Annotated in this window: 16 protein-coding genes; 7 read left to right on the forward strand and 9 right to left on the reverse strand. The window is 36.1% G+C overall.

The window, feature by feature from the left end; translation table 11 throughout:
* Positions 1-146: 146 nt before the first annotated feature.
* A complete protein-coding gene (locus ALGA_RS00525) occupies positions 147-1,166 on the forward strand; it encodes a LacI family DNA-binding transcriptional regulator (RefSeq protein WP_096427436.1) in 1,020 nt (339 codons plus the stop codon).
* 228 nt (positions 1,167-1,394) lie between these two features.
* On the opposite strand, the gene ALGA_RS00530 is transcribed toward ALGA_RS00525, so the two are convergent.
* Positions 1,395-2,138 (reverse strand): DUF6261 family protein, encoded by a 744-nt coding sequence (locus ALGA_RS00530; protein WP_096427437.1) that lies wholly within the window; start codon positions 2,136-2,138, stop codon positions 1,395-1,397.
* A gap of 1,184 nt (positions 2,139-3,322) precedes the next feature.
* On the opposite strand from ALGA_RS00530, the gene ALGA_RS00540 reads away from it, so the two are divergent.
* Entirely contained in the window at positions 3,323-4,168 is an 846-nt protein-coding gene (locus tag ALGA_RS00540; protein WP_096427439.1) for a hypothetical protein, read from the forward strand.
* Positions 4,169-4,437: 269 nt separating this feature from the next.
* Here the strand turns inward: ALGA_RS00540 and ALGA_RS00545 are convergent, their stop codons facing one another.
* Both ALGA_RS00545 and ALGA_RS00550 read right to left on the reverse strand, forming a co-directional pair.
* Positions 4,438-5,223, reverse strand: a complete 786-nt coding sequence (locus tag ALGA_RS00545) for a carbohydrate-binding family 9-like protein (protein ID WP_096427440.1) — start codon at positions 5,221-5,223, stop codon at positions 4,438-4,440.
* 109 nt (positions 5,224-5,332) lie between these two features.
* Entirely contained in the window at positions 5,333-5,617 is a 285-nt protein-coding gene (locus tag ALGA_RS00550; RefSeq protein WP_096427441.1) for a tetratricopeptide repeat protein, read from the reverse strand.
* 151 nt (positions 5,618-5,768) lie between these two features.
* Here ALGA_RS00550 and ALGA_RS00555 point away from each other — a divergent pair, with 151 nt between their 5' ends.
* A complete protein-coding gene (locus tag ALGA_RS00555; RefSeq protein WP_096427442.1) occupies positions 5,769-6,377 on the forward strand; it encodes a flavin reductase family protein in 609 nt (202 codons plus the stop codon).
* Between the two features lie 700 nt (positions 6,378-7,077).
* Here the strand turns inward: ALGA_RS00555 and ALGA_RS00560 are convergent.
* From ALGA_RS00560 to ALGA_RS00570, 3 genes are all read right to left on the reverse strand, one after another.
* Complete coding sequence (locus ALGA_RS00560; RefSeq protein WP_096427443.1) at positions 7,078-7,539, reverse strand: DUF4293 domain-containing protein; 462 nt, start codon at positions 7,537-7,539, stop codon at positions 7,078-7,080.
* Positions 7,540-7,741: 202 nt separating this feature from the next.
* Complete coding sequence (locus ALGA_RS00565) at positions 7,742-10,171, reverse strand: DUF5916 domain-containing protein (RefSeq protein WP_096427444.1); 2,430 nt, start codon at positions 10,169-10,171, stop codon at positions 7,742-7,744.
* 221 nt (positions 10,172-10,392) lie between these two features.
* A complete protein-coding gene (locus tag ALGA_RS00570) occupies positions 10,393-11,205 on the reverse strand; it encodes a prohibitin family protein (RefSeq protein ID WP_096427445.1) in 813 nt (270 codons plus the stop codon).
* A gap of 191 nt (positions 11,206-11,396) precedes the next feature.
* On the opposite strand from ALGA_RS00570, the gene ALGA_RS00575 reads away from it, so the two are divergent.
* Both ALGA_RS00575 and ALGA_RS00580 read left to right on the forward strand, forming a co-directional pair.
* Entirely contained in the window at positions 11,397-12,272 is an 876-nt protein-coding gene (locus ALGA_RS00575; protein WP_096427446.1) for a nucleoside phosphorylase, read from the forward strand.
* 88 nt (positions 12,273-12,360) lie between these two features.
* Positions 12,361-13,221, forward strand: coding sequence for a transglutaminase family protein (locus ALGA_RS00580; RefSeq protein ID WP_096427447.1), 861 nt, complete (start codon positions 12,361-12,363; stop codon positions 13,219-13,221).
* A gap of 50 nt (positions 13,222-13,271) precedes the next feature.
* Here ALGA_RS00580 and rny read toward each other — a convergent pair whose 3' ends face one another.
* The 3 genes from rny to ALGA_RS00595 all read right to left on the reverse strand — a co-directional run bounded on the left by rny (position 13,272) and on the right by ALGA_RS00595 (position 15,596).
* Positions 13,272-14,804: a ribonuclease Y gene (rny, locus tag ALGA_RS00585; protein WP_096427448.1), complete on the reverse strand. Its 1,533-nt coding sequence runs from the start codon at positions 14,802-14,804 to the stop codon at positions 13,272-13,274.
* Positions 14,805-14,999: 195 nt separating this feature from the next.
* Positions 15,000-15,290, reverse strand: coding sequence for a cell division protein ZapA (locus ALGA_RS00590; protein ID WP_096427449.1), 291 nt, complete (start codon positions 15,288-15,290; stop codon positions 15,000-15,002).
* Positions 15,291-15,299: 9 nt separating this feature from the next.
* Positions 15,300-15,596, reverse strand: a complete 297-nt coding sequence (locus ALGA_RS00595) for a hypothetical protein (protein WP_096427450.1) — start codon at positions 15,594-15,596, stop codon at positions 15,300-15,302.
* A gap of 135 nt (positions 15,597-15,731) precedes the next feature.
* On the opposite strand from ALGA_RS00595, the gene ALGA_RS00600 reads away from it, so the two are divergent.
* Together ALGA_RS00600 and ALGA_RS00605 are read left to right on the forward strand one after the other, a co-directional pair.
* Entirely contained in the window at positions 15,732-17,462 is a 1,731-nt protein-coding gene (locus ALGA_RS00600) for a M23 family metallopeptidase (RefSeq protein ID WP_096427451.1), read from the forward strand.
* 167 nt (positions 17,463-17,629) lie between these two features.
* Positions 17,630-19,342, forward strand: a complete 1,713-nt coding sequence (locus ALGA_RS00605) for a dipeptidase (RefSeq protein ID WP_096427452.1) — start codon at positions 17,630-17,632, stop codon at positions 19,340-19,342.
* The last annotated feature ends 125 nt before the right edge of the window (positions 19,343-19,467 follow it).

The raw sequence follows: 19,467 nt of genomic DNA on the forward strand, positions 1-19,467 counted from the left end.
CTACTAACTTACACTATACATAGGCATTTAAATAATTTACTGGAACAATACTTTTGCGCAATCGATTACTCTTTATTACGGATTTACTGGTCAATTATAAAAATAATATGCACCTTTGTATCAGATTAAAATCGGCATTAGAAAGTATGAAGAAGGAGAGTAACATTACAATACATGATATCGCAAAGGCTTTAAACATTTCAGGTTCTACTGTATCAAGGGCTCTCAACGACAATTCCCGGATTAGTGAGAAAACAAAAAAAGCCGTACGCGATATGGCAAAGCAACTCGGTTATCAACCTAATGCCTTAGCATCTAATTTGCGCACTAGTTGCACAAAGACCATTGGTGTTATTATTCCTCGAATCAGCAGATTCTTCTTTTCATCGGCAATAACCGGTATTGAGGAACTTGCCCGAACAAGAGGCTACAGTGTTATTATTTGTCAGTCGAACGATCAAGAATCCAGAGAAGTAGATTGCACAAAAACCTTATTTGCAAGTCGTGTAGATGGAGTCATCTCTTCCATAGCTATTAACACTGTAAATTTCGATCATTACAAAACCTTCACTAGCAGAAACATTCCATTGGTTTTTTTCGACAGAGTTTGTGATGAACTGGAAACCAGTCAGGTAGTTGTTGATGACTTTAAAGGAGGTTTTTTAGCTGCAGAACATTTAATATCCAAAGGATGCAAACGAATTGCGCATTTGGGAGGACCACAACATTTGAATATTTACATTAACAGATTACAAGGCTACCTTAAAGCCTTGCGCAAACACGATTTTGAGATTGAAGAAGATCTTATTATTGAAAGTCTTTTAACAAGAGAAGATGGTAAAGAAGGTGCCAAAAGACTATTGGACTCACCAAACCGTCCGGATGCGATATTTGCTGCCAACGATATTTCTGCGCTTAGTATTATTCTTTACGCCAAAGAAATTGGACTTCGAATTCCTGAAGATCTAGCTGTTGTTGGATTCAGCAATGAGCCCTTTTCGGAGTTTGTAAGCCCCTCAATAACCACAATAGAGCAATCGGGTTTTGATGTTGGAACTAAAGCAACAGAACTACTGCTTGACATCATTACGAATAAAACCGGAAATCATCAGGAAACTATTGTATTACCCGTAAAATTGATTGAAAGAGAATCAAGTAACAGATAAAAATATTATTCTTAACAACTGATTTAAAGCAAAAAGAGGGGTGAAATCATACACAAATAAAGCACTTATTATACAGCACAAACTCTGGCATTACACGCTTCACATTAATAAAGAGTTAATTACCCGTCGAGCGGATAAAAAAACCAAACGCATAAAAATACCGGAAACAAATAAATGCCTCCGGTATTACCCCAAAATGACCCATAACAGGACACCCACTAAAAAATCTTATTCGCTCCCGCCGATTTCGTCCCCATCATTCTTAGAATTTCGCCCGGCACGTTGCAGTAAAATTGCATTGGTTTCTTCCGATACAATATTTATTTCTTTCACTAATTCGGCATAAGCAACATCTGAATTTAAATCACACATCACATCCAAATATTTAAAGAAAGCCTCAAACTCATTTCTGATCTCTTTACACATTTCACCACTAATTTCTGCATTTCGATCCAATTTCGCATTCCCTCTTTCCTCAACAGCTTCGGTAAAATCCTGTTCCGCTTTTTCAAGCTCTTCCAACCATTGCTCTCCACGCATTTGTTGCAAACAGTCGGTTAAAAACGGACTGTTATTTATTTTTGCAAACAGAGCCAAAAGAATAGCCGATTCCTCTAACATGGGGCGACGGATAATGCCACTGCCATAACTTCCTATTTCATTCAGAATTGCTTTTCCAGCACCACTAACAGTAGTATTTAAACGCTTCGAACAAGCTTCGGCAAAACCTGTAAAGGCAATCATCGACTGATCTCTTCTGCTATCGCAGTCGGTCACATTTATGGTTAACAACTGTGTGTTTACTTTCTTTCCCGATTCCTCAAGCCTGATTTTCGATTTCTCGATTCGGCCTTTGAATGGCTCCATAGTGATACTATCGCTAACAGCATTCATTATCAGACTGTAAATACGAGCCGTAAAGGTTAGATACTCCGCTATGCGCATGCGGTAAAACAAAGGATACTTAATCATGAAATAATTTTATTACGTTAATACTACATCTACCTAAGTTATGACATTACTGATCAACAAAAAAACAACAAGCAAAATTATATTGTTTTACATACAAAAATGCCCACGCAAACCTGTCAGCCTGCAAATATTTATTTTACGAAATAGCAGCAAAACATAAGCATACACCCGTTTTATCATTATTATTTATAATCATATTAAACAACAAAACACCTATTCCTTTTTGTAGATATTCAAATTATGCCCCAAACGAAACCGCCCTGCATTGCTTGGAGCCCTGCCCACACTTTTGCTTTCATGCCAAGCATGGGTGCAAGCCCTCTCCACACTAGTGAGCTGATATCTCGCAGCACTGCCAGCCTCCTTTGTAAGTTTGGTTTTACTCCCGGCAAACCTGCCAGCCTGCTCCACACTTTTACCAGCCCCTCTCGCACCACTACTAACCCCAATGGCAATATTACGAACTAGGCTCACACCAATGCGAGCACTCACCAAAGCAGTGCCCGCAGGGAAAACAGCTGGTTGAGATAGCTCACAAAACAGTACGAATTGGGCTTTTAGTCCATTGACTTTGCCCTGCCAATTTTACGCGCAGGGCTTTTATTGGGTGAAGATGGGTGGCGTGGGTGTTTAGTGGGAATAATGAATGGATGTGGATAATAACCCAAACTTTAGAATGAAAGTCTTATGGTAGTAAAGAAGAACATCGCCCTTTATTTTTTGCTATATGGGCCGTAAGCTTTCGCCCCTTTAGGGCTTCTGATTTACATTTTTCATAAAATAGGGCTATGCCCTATTCTATTGCTTATGCCCTTTCAGGGCTGAACTTATTTCCTAAATCTGCTTTTCACTTTGCCTGGCCAATTTTATGGACTGAACTTTTATTGGGTGAAGATAGTGTCCGTAAGTATTTGGCGGAATATTGAATTATATGCAGAAGAATATCGTAATGCTAAGGCTGAAAGCCTTATGGCAATAGCAAAGGGCATCGCCCTTTGTTTGTATTCGTAATAAACTTAAAGCCCTGAATGGGCGTAAGCCTTAGATCTTGTCAACACAAGCCTAAGGTGTTTACTTTAAGAGACTCCCCCAATAAATTTTAAAACATAAAATATTTAACAATAGTTTGAAAAAATATTCACAATTCGTACATTTGGTTGACCTTAAAACTTAAAAACTATACCATGATATCCAAAATTACTACCGTCATTGCATTAGCAATAATCTTGACAAGCTGTGTTTCTCAATCCGACTACGACAAGTTAAAAGCCGAGCACGAACAATTAAAAGCTCAACTTGAAAAATGTGAGAACGGAGCAGAAAAAATAATTGCAAAAGTAGAGCAAGCATACGCTGAAAAAAAATATTCTGAAGCCAAGGAAAATATATTCAAACTATATAAGGAGCACCCTGAATCCTCAAAAAACAAGGAATTCGAACTCTTGCGTGGTAAAATAGAAAAACTTCAGTTAGCATTAAAAAAGAAGAAAGAAGCCGAATTACTCGCAGAAAAAAAGAAAAAGGATGCTGACAAAAAAGAAAAAGACAGAATAGCAAACCTTAACAATACCGGCATTTGGTCTGTCAATTACTATGTCGATGATTTTGGGGAGCCTACTAAGGAAGGATACATCAGAAACACATATTTAATAAGTGGTGCTTTTAGTAATACTGCAACACAAGATTCAGAGCTAAGCGTAAGATTTCTAAACTCAAGCTCCAGCAATATATCAATACAACTTTACGAGTACGCAAGCAACAATCCTGTTAAAGCGTACTCTTCTGAATACTACAAAGTACTTATCCTGGACAAAGACAAAAAGAGATATAATTTAACTGCTATAAATTACAAATCAGATAGACTTACTTTTGATAAAACGAACTCGAGAACAGTGCACCAAATATTAATGAAAGGTGGAGCTATTAAATTTAAAATTGTCGAAAGCGATACACCAACGACTCAATATGAATTCACAATTGAAAAAGCAGATTGGTATGATAATGCATATAGAAAACTGAGAGAATCCTAAATCCCAAATTACTTTCTTAAAAAAAACAAAAGCCTAACAATCCGAAATTGTTAGGCTTTTTGCTATTCAATGTGCCGATCTGTAAGAGTAGACAATCACTATCGAGCTTGTCCAAAAAAACCGCACAATTGTCATTCTGAGCGTAGTCGAAGGATCTTAATCTATAAATAGGAGATGTTTCGACAAGCTCAACATGACATTCAAATAGTGTAGGATTCCATTTTAAACTCCCTCTCACAACTAGTGATTGAATCAAATACTAATCGGTATTATTTTACAAACTCCACCAAACCAAATCGATTGGGTTGATGCACATTTTTTTCGATGTCGTAAATTGAGAATATGGTAGATGTAGAACGTCGGTCTCCTTTGGCATCGTCTCTATTTTGGCGTACGGCCAAAAAAGCCCACTGAACACCTTCGGCAATCGGAGCATAACCAACACCTTTAAACACGCTTAAAGGAATTGCCATTTCCATACACCAACCAGTGTCGATATCAGAATTGTCGTTTACCGTTCCCTGAATGCTAACAGCTGTTTTATAATCGGGATTATAGCCTTTAATAACGGCATTTTCTCCCTTGTTCATATTGTTCAAATAAATAAAATCGTTAGCGGTTTTGTACAAATTGAGTTCAAAACCGAAATGCATGTTCAGACTGTCTGGAGCAGGAATCAGAAAAATTTCGGCACAATCATCAAAGTAGGGTGCGCCATCGCGTTTTGTTTCTCTTGCGGTAATATATTGATCTTTGCAGTCAAAAAACACATACAAATTTTCATCATCCCACATCATTCTAAAGCTCGTGTTCTGCTGATCGCTTGCTTGTTCTATATTGTAGAAAAAATCCAACGCACGAACTTCTGTCTCCTTCCACGAAGCTTCATCCATCTTGCCATCAACAGTGACAGTAGATGTATTTTTTGAGGCCTTAAAAAGCTCTTGTTCGCCCAAGAACAAATTATTCTTATCCTGCGCCTGGAGCGTTGGCATTACCAATACACAAGCAAAAACGACTATCAATACTTTCCTAAAACCAGATGACAATTTCATTTTATTTATTTTTTATGAATCAGAAACAATTATTCGTTTCTAAATATACTGTGTGACAAAGCCTGCCCCAATGGAACAGGCTTTGTTGTATCTGAATATCCTTATCCAATTAAGGATTAATCATGTCTTTATTGTAATAATCCAATATCATTTTAATCATCTCGACCTTTACCTTTGCCTTTTTATGCTCCGGATCTAAATCGGTTACACGTATGTAAGCGCTCATTGCAGGTGGTAATTCGCCCAATTGGTGGTGCAACTCCCCCACTTTAAAATGAGCTTCCACATTCTCCTTTTCCAATAAAGCAATCTCTTTGTATTTTGCTAAGGCCGATCTAAAATCTCCTTCACTCTCTAACTTTTGTGCGTCTAACTTTATATTTTCAATGTTCATGTTTTATGTTGTTGTGGCAAAATCAATTTGGGCCTGCCCGTGTTTGTGAGAAGCAAATGTAAGTAAAATTGAATTTGTTTAGAATAAATGTGTGCATCTTATCCGTAAAGAAACAGTTATTTGTATTTTAGCAAATCTAAAACGCAACACTATGACAAAACAACATTGGAGACCGGGAACCATGATTTACCCCTTACCTGCCGTAATGGTAAGCTGTGGCAGTACACCCGAAGACTATAATATCATCACCGTTGCCTGGACCGGTACAATTTGCTCCGATCCGGCCATGTGTTACATATCTCTTCGCAAGAACCGTCACTCCTACAACATCATTAAAGAGAGTGGCGAATTTGTAATCAACCTTACCACAAAAGATTTGGCATACGCTACCGATTGGTGCGGTGTAAAATCGGGTAAAGATTTCGACAAATTCACGGAAATGAAACTAACTCCCGGCAAATCAAAAGAGATATCGGCTCCCATTATCGAGGAATCGCCATTGAGCATAGAGTGCAAGGTGACTAAAATAGTAGAACTGGGTTCGCACGATATGTTTATGGCCGAGGTAGTCAACGTACAAGCCGATGAGCGATACATCGACGAAAAAGGCGAATTCTCATTGGCACAAGCAGGACCATTGGTCTACTCACACGGACATTACTTTGAGTTGGGAGAACTAATCGGTCGTTTCGGCTACTCAGTAATGAAAAAGAAAACAAAGGAGAAAATTAAAAAGGAAAAAGAGAAAGGGAAGAAGTAAGAGCGTCTGGAAAAGTCTTGAAAGGTCGAAGGTCGAAAGTCGAAAGTCTAAAAATCTAATAAGACAGTTAGCTCATACTCTTAACCAACAAAAAACCGGCCTTTTAAGCCGGTTTTATTGTTCTATATTGTAATTGCTTAACGAATTCGATCCTTCAATCAGCGCACCAATTGGCATTCAGTTCGACGGTGGGCCCCATAGGTGAAAAAGTCGTTAAAAACGGAATTCCATGAGCGAGGAACGAGTGAATATTATTCTGTTTAGACTTTGAACCGTAATGGGTAGCGAAGAACTGTAGCCTAGCCCTTTTGATTCTTTTATGGTAATGATAAAAGAATAGCCCGTCTGGCTTGAAGACAAAAGCAGAAAAAAAGTAAAAGGATGAAGGATAAAGTAGAAAGGCCTTGAAAATCTTAAAGGTCGAAGGTCCAAAGCGAAAAGGCAAAAGTGGAAAGATTAAAGTAAATTGATCACTTATCTCTGTTTACTTTCATCCGAAACACCCCTCTCCCTGTCGGTATCTCCCCTAAAAAGGGAGAAATTCTCCAAATAAGATTTATAATTAACTGGTCACTGTTACTTGATCCTTGTTACTTGATCCTTGTTACTTGATCCTTGTTACTTGATCCTTGTTACTTTAAACTCTTAACTAACAAAACCGGCTCAAAAGGCCGGTTTTGTTATTTTATTTCGTGATAGCTTATCGAATTCGATCCATTGAGCGAATTAAGGCTTCGTCTTTTCCAATTTCGCGAATTGCCAGATAGCTTAACACCAATGCAACCAAAGGAAATGCATTAATCAGGCTGTAAGTAGTAATGGCATTTAATTCTGTTGCCTCACTGCTTATGCTGTAATAGATCAAGCCCATTGCGCCAATCATGCAAATCATATTAAACACAGTTAAACGAACCTGTAACATTCTTTTCTTGAATAAGAAAATAGTTACGAAACTAATTAAGCCAATAATGCCTAATAAAATTGCAACCGGGAAAGCATTGCAAACTGCAGGTTCACCTTCCTGCAAAGCAGGTATTCCCCGATATAAAAATTCATATACTGTACCTGATGCATCCACCAATTCCGCCAAAGGAAAAAAGAACATGATTTCAATTAAAATAAAACTCCATAACAGGTATAGAGACTGCATTCTTTGTATCATCGTATTTTTGTTTTTTTTACAAATTTAAACTTAAATACAAAAGCAGCAAACTTTCGTTTACTGCTTTTTACCATCATTACTTACTACTAACTAATCACACTAGTAAAAAAACACTATTGCCTTATAGAATTACCACTAATCACAAAGCAAATTTTCTATCAGCTTTTGCAGTAAGTTAAATCTGCAAAATTTAAGAAGCTTATTAACCTTTTCGTTTTAACGACATGTAGTCGATATAATAGATCACTTTAACAGACAGGCTGTTAAACTGTGTTGCATCAAATGTGTTTTTCAAATTATTCATGAACCGATGAGCAATTTTATCATCTTCGCTAAATATTGTGTTCTTCCAAACTACGGCTAATTCACTTCCCGGAGCAAATCTCCACGAGTAAACCATATCAATAGTAAAGCTGTTAAAATTGATATCATTATTTTCATTGTAGTCTGTATTATTTAAACGTCCATCCGATCGCAATGTATGAAAGCTATTGTATTTCGCTTTTGCCCAATAGTGTCGAACCTTCATCGTTAATGAGCTTTTATTGTTGAAAATATAACTTCCATTCAGCTTATTCTCTAAATAAGAATTGTCTCTGTCTCCAATATAAACTGTCGTTTTGCCATTAATTTCCTCATCATCAACATATCCCAAATCATTCAAACTCCTTCCCCATTCTAACTGATAACTCATCACGAACTTGTCGCTAAAACGATATCGGGGTTCAATCTCAATCTCAAACACTTGCAAATTATCATTAGACAATCTTTTACCGTACTCACCTCGCACATCAATGGCGAATGCCTTCCGGTAATCCGATGAAATCCATGCTCCGGCAAATGCCGATGATCCTTTCCTTAGCTTCAATCCGTCAACTCTTGGCTCATTAAAGTCGTACTGATGCAAGGGTACAAAATTACCATAAACACCTATTGAAGTATGACTCTTGAATTTCATTTGCCCATTGTAATAAATTGTGAATCGAGAAAATCTTCTTGGCTTAAATCTTGCTTCGTGACTCAATTGTACGTACCAATTTCTTACCAGAACTGAACCTTTAGGATCTGAATTGTTGTAGTAGAAATTCAAATCATTATTAATCACATTGTTTCGATTTAAATACCCCATATCATTGGGATTGTATTTATCCGAAATCATTCTGTGGTAAAAATCCCAATTGAATTTCCCTTTAATTCTACCGAACTCCAATTCATGATAATGACCAATCTCATCCGATTGCCCTTTGTCGAATCGTGAAGAAACAATCCCCTTTCCTTTTAAACTATAGGAGCGTTCTTTATTCCTGAATTCGAACTCTGTTCCACTCACATTAGCAAGATAGTCCAACTCTGGGATGTACACATTAGTAGTAAACAAACTGGCATACGACTCATTTTTCAAACTCTGATCGACCACCAACATATTGTAATTTGAAAATGGCTGGGTCTTTACCTTTCTGCTATCCCCGCTAAGGGTATCGCTAACTTCTGCATAGGTATTTTTAGTCATTGCATTAAAAACACCAATACCCAAGCCTTTTGAATTCCTTCCAGAAACCTTGGTTGCATTAATAATTTTTGTCTCGATAGGATTCTCAGTAATTTTCTCATTATCCTTTAATTGATCTTCTACCTCGTTCATATTAACAGGACGACCACCAATTCTTCTTGTATAGAAAATCCCTCCACGATCAAATAACTCCGTGGCCTCAGTAAAAAATTGTCTGTTCTCATCAAACTTCACCTCAAAGGGTGATAAATTCAGAATTTCATCATCAGACTGCACCTGTCCAAAATCAGGAACCAGCATCATGTCTAAGGTATAACTTTCGTTGATTCCGTATTTTAAATCCATTCCTCCTCTGTAATTCACTTCAACAGAAGAATTATCGGACGATTTATCGAAATAAGTAGAAAAATACGGTGTAAACGACAAGCGAACCGGAGGATTTACATTCTCAATTCCTTTCATCACTCCACTCTGACCCACCCAGCCATCCTCTTCTTTATCAATAAAATTCCAACTTGTTTTTTCTCTTACACTCTGAATATTTCGGATCATATTAATTCCCCACTCCTGAATTTCTTTGGCAGGAAAACGCAATGCAGAGTAAGGTATTTCCATTTCGGCACTCCAGCCATTTTCATTAATAATGGCCGCACTATTCCAAACTGCATCCCAACTCGAATCTTCATTGCCCTTAACCACTTTAGCGTCCCACTGCACTCCTGCCGGAGTAATAATAAATTCAAAAGCATCCAATCCATTGTTAAAAGGATCAATTAGTATCGATAAAAAATCAGAATTATTAATCTCATCTCTCTTACTCAGCTCTTTAAGAATTCCATTGGGATTGTTATCATACATCATCACACCAACAATAATGGAATGATCGGTATAAATAAATTTCGCCTCTGTTTTAAAATTAGATGGTTCACCATTCGATGGTTCAAACTGAATAAAATCAGTTGCAATAGGTACGCCCTTCCAAACTTCATCAGTTAGATATCCATCAATTACGGGTTTAGTCGTAACACGAACAGCAGTAAGTTCCTTTTTAGGAGTTAAACTATGTGCGGGCAAAACAAATAGGTTTGTAATCAGGTAAATTAGTAGCAACACTCTCTTCATGGTGGCAATAAACTTTTAGGTTTTTAGCAATAATCAATATGGTTAACTCCAGGTCTACTATCATATTTTATGCCAACACTACGACATCAGTTAGTCCACAGACACTTAGTGTTTTTACAACGAAAACAAACTGAACGCTTGCGGAACAATGCTGTTCGCATACGGACATAAAAAAAACCGCTCGACGTATCGAGCGGTTTTGAATATCTCAAATAAATATCTTAATTATTTCCAAGAATCAATGGCATGCCATCTTTTCCACTTCCAATTACTACAACTTTAGCATTTTGAGATTCAGAAAGCTTAATAGTAGCTTCAATACCTCTCATTTTCAAAAGTGCATCAGTTAAACTACTATTGATAATTTTATTGGCTACAGCCTCACCATCAGCAGCAATTCGTTTTCTTTCCGCCTCACTTTGTTCTCTGTCCAGTCTAAACTTATATGCAAGAGCTTCTTGTTCTTGCTGCAGTTTACTTTCAATAGCAGTTTTAATTTTCGCTGGAAGATTTATCGAGCGAATCAATAATGCTTTCATCTGTATGTTATTTCTTGAAAGAACAGCTGAAGTTTCTGTAATAATAGCATCTTCAACTTCTTTTCTCTTAGTCGAATAGATCTCTTCTGCACTATACCTTCCGGCAACTTGTCTCACCGAAGAACGAACTTCCGGTGTAACCAATTGGCTGATATAATCCTTACCAAAAATCTCGTGCAAATATCCAATTTTATTATACTGCGGATTAAATCGTACAGATACATCAATATTTAGCGACAAACCACTTTTGTCCAAAACATCCATGGTCTCTTCACTTTTCTGTTCACGAACTACATAAGTATTCATCTGATTCCAAGGAGCAATAACATGGAAACCTGGCTGAAAAACTGCATCTTTATCTAATCCTCCTGAAAATTTACGGAAAATAACTCCTCGTTCACCTGGTTGCAGGGTAACAAACATACTTGATCCTGATAAAATCAAAATAACCGCAAAAATTCCTAATACAATTAATAAATAGGGCTGTTTCGTCATAATTTTGTATTTCTTGTTTAAATATATTTCTAATTCGTGTTAAAGATAGTAAAGTTAGGTCAGATTACGAATAATGTTACCAGAGTAAATTTTAAAAATACATCTCTTAACAAAAGAAACTATTTAGTAAGTTTGCATATTGATTTTTTTTACATATTTTCGGCTCTTTGCTCTCGTAAATTTTTAAAATTATGAATAAAATTAAATCATCAGAATTAATAATAAATCCTGACGGAAGTGTTTTTCACTTACACCTTAAACCAGAACACCTTGCTGATACTGTAATTTTGGTAGGTGATCCTGGACGTGTTGAATTAGTCGCTAGTTATTTCGACAACGTAGAATTCACCATATCAAATCGTGAGTTTGTAACAAAAACCGGAAGCTATAAAGGCAAAAGGTTCTCTGTTCTTTCAACAGGAATTGGTACCGATAATATAGATATCGTAGTGAATGAATTAGATGCTTTGGTAAATATCGATTTAGAAACGCGAACTCCTAAAAAAGAACACAAAACTCTAAATTTAGTTCGCATCGGTACTTCTGGGGCTTTACAGGGAAATATTCTTGTTGACTCATTTTTGCTATCAAACAAATCAATTGGTTTCGATGGCATGCTGAATTTTTACGCGGATAGAGATTCTGTATCCGAATTGGATTTTGAAGAAGCATTTAAAAAGTTTGTGAATTGGGATAAAAAATTAGCGTCTCCCTATGTGGTTCCTGCGTCAAAAATACTATTGGACTTATTGGATGGAGATGACATGACCAGAGGCGTTACAATCTCTGCAAATGGGTTTTACGGACCTCAGGGAAGAGTTCTTCGTCTTCAAACTCTCGATCCTGATTTAAATGACAAACTTGAAAAGTTTGAATACAAAGGTGAAAAAATCACCAATTACGAAATGGAGAGTTCTGCAATATTTGGCCTTTCGGCAATGTTGGGACACGAATCGGTTGCTGTTTGTGCAATAATCGCTAATCGCATTAATAAGGATGCAAGTAAAGACTATCATCCAACGATAAAAAAACTTATCCAAACCGTTTTAGATCGACTAAGCAAATAGCGTTTTCCCTTACGATCAAAGATTTAACCCGCAAGATTGCTTTTCCTTGCGGGTTTTACTATATTTAGTGAGGACTAAACCTATTATTATGAATAAGAATAAGTTAGAAGCTTTGTTATCTTTACTAGACGATCCTGATAAAGAAATTCATAACAGTATAGAAAAAGAATTAACAGAGTTACCTGTTAGTACCATCCCACAATTGGAAGATTTCTGGCTAGAATCCAAGAGTCCCCTCTTTCAGGAAAGATTGGAAATGGTAATCAACAAAATTCAGTTCATTAATGTCAAAAGAGAACTTATTAACTGGAGCTCCAATGAAACCCCAAACCTAATTGATGGAGCCATTCTTGTAAATAAGAGCTATAATCCAAATCTCTTAATAGACCCAATCCGCAAAAGCATTGAGAAAATAAAACAAGATGTAAGTCTGGAGTTAAATGATCATCATACACCATTGGAAAAAATCAAAATTCTAAATCATTTTTTCTACAACATATACAACTACCAACCACTCTCGCCTAATCAACCTACAAATTGGGATGGTGATATTGGTACTGTATTATCCCAAAAACACGGTAACTATATTATTATCGCGATTATCTATGCTGGGATCGCTCAGGAATTAGGTTTCCCGGTCTACGGAATCAGCCTGCCTGACAGTATTATACTCTGCTACAAGGATGAATCAATCCCTACAACAAGTAAGAAAGACTCTGATTCTATTCTTTTCTACATCAACCCAGTTGATAAAGGAACGGTTTTCAATCAAGAAGATTTACAGCAAATCATTTCCGCGAAAAATATTGCTGACAAAGACCAATTCTACATGTTAGCTTCCAATACAAGCATGATTAAAAGATTAGTACAACACGAAATTAACGTTTACAAAAGGCTGAACTTAAATAGTTTCATTCCGAATTTTAAAGAACTATTTCGATCCATATAAAAAAAAGCCCGTTTCATAAAGAAACGGGCTTTTTACTATCAATTATATTATTACTTCGCGTAATTAATCGCTCTTGTTTCTCGAATTACGGTAATCTTCACCTGACCAGGATAAGTCATTTCATCCTGAATTTTCTGAGCAATTTCTAAGGATAGAGTTTCAGCGTCTTTATCCGAAACTTTATCACTACCTACAATTACTCTTAATTCTCTACCTGCCTGAATTGCATATGTTTTAAGAACACCTGGATGTGACAATGCCAAATTCTCAAGGTCTTTCAATCTCTTGATATACGATTCTACAATTTCTCGTCTTGCTCCCGGACGGGCACCAGAAATAGCATCACAAGCCTGAATAATTGGAGAAATCATTGATGTCATTTCAATTTCATCATGGTGAGCTCCAATTGCATTACAGATATCTGGCTTCTCTTTGTATTTCTCAGCCAATTTCATACCTAAAATTGCATGTGGCAATTCCGGCTCTTCATCCGGCACTTTTCCAATATCATGCAACAGACCTGCACGTTTCGCTCTTTTCGCATTCAACCCAAGCTCAGTTGCCATGATTGCACAAAGATTAGCAGTTTCTCTTGAGTGTTGTAATAAATTTTGTCCGTAAGATGAACGATACTTCATTTTACCAACCAAACGAATCAGTTCAGGATGTAAACCATGAACGCCCAAATCGATTGCAGTACGCTTACCTGTTTCAATAATTTCTTCCTCAATCTGCTTACGAACCTTATTAACAACCTCCTCAATTCTGGCAGGGTGAATACGTCCATCGGTAACTAATTGGTGCAAAGCCAATCTTGCAATTTCACGTCTTACCGGATCAAAACCAGAAAGGACAATAGCCTCAGGAGTATCATCTACAATTATTTCAATTCCAGTAGCAGCTTCTAAAGCACGAATATTTCGTCCTTCTCGACCAATAATTCTACCTTTAATTTCGTCCGATTCGATATGGAAAATTGTCACTGAATTTTCAATTGCAGTCTCAGTAGCTACTCGTTGAATTGTTTTCACAACTACTTTCTTAGCTTCCATGTTAGCGGTCATCTTGGCTTCTTCCATGATTTCATTCACGTAAGACATTGCCTCAGTTTTCGCCACATCACGCATAGAATCAATCAACTGTGTCTTAGCCTCTTCACCTGACAAACCTGAAATTTTTTCCAACTGATCAATTTGCTGTTTTTTTGCCTTCTCTAATTCATCCGACTTTCTCTCTACCAAATCAATTTGAACAGTCAAATTATCACGAACAATATCAACTTCCTTTTTCTTGCGCTGAAATTCTTCAATCCTTTGTGTTAAAGCATTTTCCCGTTGCTTGTATTTAGTTTCTGAAGCAAGTAATTTATTATTCCTTGAGTTAATTTGCTTATCGTGCTCAGTCTTTAATTGGAAAAATTTCTCTTTCGCCTGAAGAATCTTATCTTTTTTGATCACTTCCGCTTCCGATTGCGCATCCCTAATTATTGAGCTACTCCTATTATTAAGAGTCTTTTGCAAAACAAAGTAAGAAACAACGCCACCGCCAATAAACGCAATAGACCCTATTATTATTTCAATCATATCATAGAATATTAAGTCAAAATTATTATATATATAAAACGTAACCCGCACTATCACTTAGGCTTACGACAATAACATTCAACAGTCTTCCTTCCATCTTACCATTAGATACAAGAAAAAATGACTACAAAACATTAAAACTGCAATCAGCTTAAGAAATAATGCGGGCTACGACTCTCTTATTAAGAATGTAATCTACTCTTTATCTAAAAATTCTCTTAACTCCTGTTCCATTGCTCTGACCTCTTCAAGAACAGGTGAAACATCAGTTTTATTTTCAGCTTCAATAACCTTAATTACATACTGTAATGATGCCATTGCTAAAAAATCCTGAGTATCTTTATCTTTATATCGTTGTTTGTATTGCAATACCTTTTCGTTAATCATTTTTGCAGCTTTTCGGATAACCTCTTCCTGATTACGATCTATCTTTAAAGGATAGAATCGATCCGCCACATTAACTCTTATTGAAAGCTTTTCGTCCATAAACAAATCCTATCTGTTTAAAAGTGCAATACATTTATCAATCTCCCGCACAATTCGGTTAATTTTAACCTTAGCCTCTTGCGAATCGCCACTATTCGCGGCAAATGTTTTAGCTAACTTTAATGTATTGTATTGATGGTCGAGTTCTCCCCTTTCTCTTTTCAGAATTTCGACCTTTTCCATGAGCTCCAATTTCTCATGAATTAAAGATTCCTTTTCCTGTTTAGATTTCTGGTATAACGAAATAAGTTCCGTAATTTGCCCTTTCAAATTATTCAGTACTTCGTTTGGCTCTTGATCCATCATTAAATTTTTCTTTTACAAAATTAACATTGCTGAGAAGATTATCAAATATATTAGTTTGTATTTTGTAAATCATTTCAGAAAAAATAGGTTTTTTTACAATTTTGATAATCCAGTCACAAAACCAGTTATTATAATATGAAGATACCCAGAACATACACCATAATTCCACTACTATTACTATTTTTTTTATTTTCTAAACAAATATATGCGCAGGACAAGATATTTCCTCAAAATTATTTTCGATCGCCTGTTAATTTCGACATAACATTGGCGGGTAACTTTGCAGAACTCCGTAATAATCACTTTCATTCAGGCATTGATATCAGAACATTTACAACAGGTAAAAAAGTTTATGCAATTGCTGATGGTTTTATAAGTAGAATTAAAATATCCGCTGGTGGTTACGGAAAAGCAATTTATATCGATCATCCAAATGGCTACACCTCTGTTTTTGCTCATCTTGATCATTTCACCCCCGACATCGAGGAATTCGTTAAATCATATCAATACCAAAACAATACTTTCGAATTTGATTTAGCCCTTAAGAAAGATGAAATGTTGGTTAAAAAAGGAACGGTTCTTGCTTTTTCAGGAAATACAGGTTCCTCTGCCGGTCCGCATTTGCATTTCGAAATAAGAGATACAAAATCAGAACATCCTCTTAACCCGTTACTTTTCGGTTTTAAAATAAAGGATACTACGCCTCCTAAAATATTCAAATTTTACATCTATCCTCTCGATTCAGCAAGTAATATTAATGGGCTTAACAGCAGACAGGCTTTCCCCGTAACCTACTACAATAAAGCATATCATCTTAAAAGCGATCCTGAATTAAAATTATTAGGCAATATTGGTTTTGCTTTGGAAGTAAACGACTATATGGATAATACCTGGGCTAAGTGCGGAATTTACGACCTGGAAATGACAATAAACGACACTTTAATCTCAAGCTTTTCCTTAAAAGAATTTTCTTTTGATGAATCCCTTTACGTTAATAGCCACATGGATTACGAATTAAATGTATCTCAGAATAAACGCATCCATAAAACCTTTAAAGAGCCAAACGATAAACTTAGTATTTATTCAAAAATGAAAAACAATGGGATTTTTCATTTTAAAAAGAGTGTCAGTTACAAAATTGACTTTCGTGTTTCTGATGCGAATATGAATGAAAGCAATCTTAGAGTTTATGCAAAAGGAAACGAAACTGAAAAGATATTTTCCACAGGTGCTTTTGAAACACTAATGAACTACGAAAAAGAAAATTTTTTCGTGAGAAAAAATATTGAATTAGAATTTCCTAAGAATAGTTTCTATTCCTCAATTCCATTTACTTACTCCGTTGAAAAAGATTCAAGCTACCTTTCAGATATTCATTCCATTCATAGTGAAAATACTCCCGTTCACAACTATTACACGATTTCCATAAAACCAAAATACCTACCCAAAGAAAAATCAGATAAACTTTATATAGCTAGAATAAATAAAGATGGAGAAACAGTAAACGAAGGGGGCGTTTATTTTGATTCTTCAGTTAAAACAAAATCCAGATATTTTGGAAAATTCGCCGTAGCGATAGATACAATTCCTCCTTTGATTAAGCCGAAAACTAATTTTGAATTAAAATCCTTGAGAGGACAAGAATCAATTCGATTTACCATTTCTGATAATTTAACAGGGATAAAATCGTACGAAGGATTGATTAATGAGAAATGGGTACTATTCGAGTATGATGCTAAAAATGATCTTTTATTTTATGTTTTTGATAGCAAAAGATTACCTCCTAATAAAAATCATCAATTGAAAGTAAAGGTGACAGATCAAGTTGGAAACCAAGAAACATTTACAACCGATTTTACATGGTAGTCTGTTTTATGTAATACGAAACACTTCAAATTTCTCATAATCTACTAAAGCACTACCAACCGACCAAGAAATCAAGACTTTTATCATTTTTATCCACTTTTTTTTTTATATTTTTGTAGCACTAAAAACGATTTAATTCAGTATTGAATACATTTAAAATAGTAAACATGAAAAAGATTTTTGTAGTTGCGGCTCTTCTAATGTTGGTGTCTGCTTTTTCAACTCCAAGTGCCAAGGCATGTACAAATTACCTAATAACCCGTGGAGCTTCCACTGATGGTTCTAATATGATTACCTATGCAGCCGATTCGCATGTATTATATGGAGAATTATATTTTCGTCCTGCTGCAGATTGGGCAGAAGGAACAATGCTTGATGTTTACGAATGGGATACAGGAAAATTTCTTGGTCAAATTCCACAAGTACCGCATACATATTCTGTAGTTGGTAACATGAACGAATACCAAGTAGCAATTGGGGAAACCACTTATGGTGGTCGCTCAGAACTAGGATCTCAGGATGGCGCAATAATTGATTACGGAAGTCTTATTTATCTAGCTCTTCAGAGATCAAAAAATGCACGTGAAGCAATCAAAGTGATGACTGAGCTTGTTGAGACATACGGCTATTACAGTTCAGGCGAGTCTTTCTCTATTTCTGACGCCAATGAAGTTTGGATTTTAGAACTGATTGGTAAGGGTAATGGTGAAAAGGGTGCCGTTTGGGTTGCACGTATGATTCCTGACGGATATGTTAGTGGTCATGCAAATCAAGCAAGAATCACTACTTTCCCTCTAGAGGGTAAAACATCGATTTCTTCGGATAAAATGGATAAAATTTTCAATTCTGAAGTTCAGAATGTTTACGCAAAAGACGTTATTTCATTTGCCAAGGAAAAAGGATTCTATTCTAAAGAAGGAAAAAATAAAGATTTTAGTTTTTCAGATACATATGCTCCCGTTGATTTTGGAGGAGCACGTTTTTGTGAAATTAGAGTTTGGTCTTTCTTTAATGATGTAAAAGAAGGAATGGATCAGTATTTTGACTATTGCAAGGGCAATATAGAACACGACGAAAAGGGCTATGCTACTAACAGAATGCCCTTGTGGATTAAACCTGATCACAAAATAAATGTACTTGAGGTGATGGATTTTATGAGAAATCATTTAGAAGGTACAGATTTAGATATGTCGAAGGATATGGGAGCAGGGCCTTTCGGAAATCCATACAGATGGAGACCTTTAACCTGGAAGGTAGATGGTGTAACGTATTGTAATGAACGTGCTACTGCTACACAACAAACAGGTTTCTCTTTTGTTGCACAAAGCAGAAACTGGTTACCAGATGCTGTTGGTGGAATTAACTGGTTTGGTGTTGATGATGCATCTTCTTCGGTTTACTTCCCTGTATATTGTGGAATTACAAGAGTTCCTGAGACTTTCGCTGTAGGAAACGGAAAGTTGATGGATTTCACAAGTAAATCTGCATTTTGGATATTTAATCAGGTTAGTAATTTCGCCTATACTCGTTACAACGAAATACATCCTGAGATTGCAACTAAACAAAAAGCATTAGAGACCAAATATCTTGCTTTTACAAATATTATTGATCTTGCTGCTGAGGGTATGTTTAAGAAAAACAAAGCAACAGCAATCGAATTCTTAACAGATTTCTCTTGCAACCAGGGAAATAATCTAGTTGATGAATGGAAAGATTTCTATGGTTACCTTTTTGCGAAATTTATGGATGGCAATATCAAAGAAAAGGATGGTAACAATCAAAATCCTAAAATGAAACAACCTGGTTACAGTAAAGAGTTCTACAAAACGATTGTAAAAACAACAGGTGACAAGCTAAAAGTTGTTGGTGACTCTCATTAATAAATATAAGATATAGTAAAAAAGGGACCTTTCCGGTTCCTTTTTTTTTGTTTAGACGACTAGCTTAATCCTCTAAACACTAACGATTTCTATACTATCCACCATCAAATATTTAAGAATCCAAA

It is taken from the genome of Labilibaculum antarcticum (genome assembly GCF_002356295.1).
GTDB classification, from domain to species: Bacteria; Bacteroidota; Bacteroidia; order Bacteroidales; family Marinifilaceae; genus Labilibaculum; species Labilibaculum antarcticum.

Excerpts from the sequence above, each read along its gene's own strand:
- ALGA_RS00525 (WP_096427436.1), top strand. The coding sequence starts at position 147 with ATGAAGAAGGAGAGTAACATTACAATACATGATATCGCAAAGGCTTTA.
- ALGA_RS00530 (WP_096427437.1), bottom strand. The coding sequence starts at position 2,138 with ATGATTAAGTATCCTTTGTTTTACCGCATGCGCATAGCGGAGTATCTA.
- ALGA_RS00595 (WP_096427450.1), bottom strand. The coding sequence starts at position 15,596 with ATGATGGATCAAGAGCCAAACGAAGTACTGAATAATTTGAAAGGGCAA.
- ALGA_RS00545 (WP_096427440.1), bottom strand. The coding sequence starts at position 5,223 with ATGAAATTGTCATCTGGTTTTAGGAAAGTATTGATAGTCGTTTTTGCT.
- ALGA_RS00605 (WP_096427452.1), top strand. The coding sequence starts at position 17,630 with ATGAAAAAGATTTTTGTAGTTGCGGCTCTTCTAATGTTGGTGTCTGCT.
- ALGA_RS00575 (WP_096427446.1), top strand. The coding sequence starts at position 11,397 with ATGAATAAAATTAAATCATCAGAATTAATAATAAATCCTGACGGAAGT.
- ALGA_RS00560 (WP_096427443.1), bottom strand. The coding sequence starts at position 7,539 with ATGATACAAAGAATGCAGTCTCTATACCTGTTATGGAGTTTTATTTTA.
- ALGA_RS00590 (WP_096427449.1), bottom strand. The coding sequence starts at position 15,290 with ATGGACGAAAAGCTTTCAATAAGAGTTAATGTGGCGGATCGATTCTAT.
- ALGA_RS00580 (WP_096427447.1), top strand. The coding sequence starts at position 12,361 with ATGAATAAGAATAAGTTAGAAGCTTTGTTATCTTTACTAGACGATCCT.
- ALGA_RS00540 (WP_096427439.1), top strand. The coding sequence starts at position 3,323 with ATGATATCCAAAATTACTACCGTCATTGCATTAGCAATAATCTTGACA.
- ALGA_RS00570 (WP_096427445.1), bottom strand. The coding sequence starts at position 11,205 with ATGACGAAACAGCCCTATTTATTAATTGTATTAGGAATTTTTGCGGTT.
- ALGA_RS00555 (WP_096427442.1), top strand. The coding sequence starts at position 5,769 with ATGACAAAACAACATTGGAGACCGGGAACCATGATTTACCCCTTACCT.
- ALGA_RS00600 (WP_096427451.1), top strand. The coding sequence starts at position 15,732 with ATGAAGATACCCAGAACATACACCATAATTCCACTACTATTACTATTT.
- ALGA_RS00550 (WP_096427441.1), bottom strand. The coding sequence starts at position 5,617 with ATGAACATTGAAAATATAAAGTTAGACGCACAAAAGTTAGAGAGTGAA.
- rny (WP_096427448.1), bottom strand. The coding sequence starts at position 14,804 with ATGATTGAAATAATAATAGGGTCTATTGCGTTTATTGGCGGTGGCGTT.
- ALGA_RS00565 (WP_096427444.1), bottom strand. The coding sequence starts at position 10,171 with ATGAAGAGAGTGTTGCTACTAATTTACCTGATTACAAACCTATTTGTT.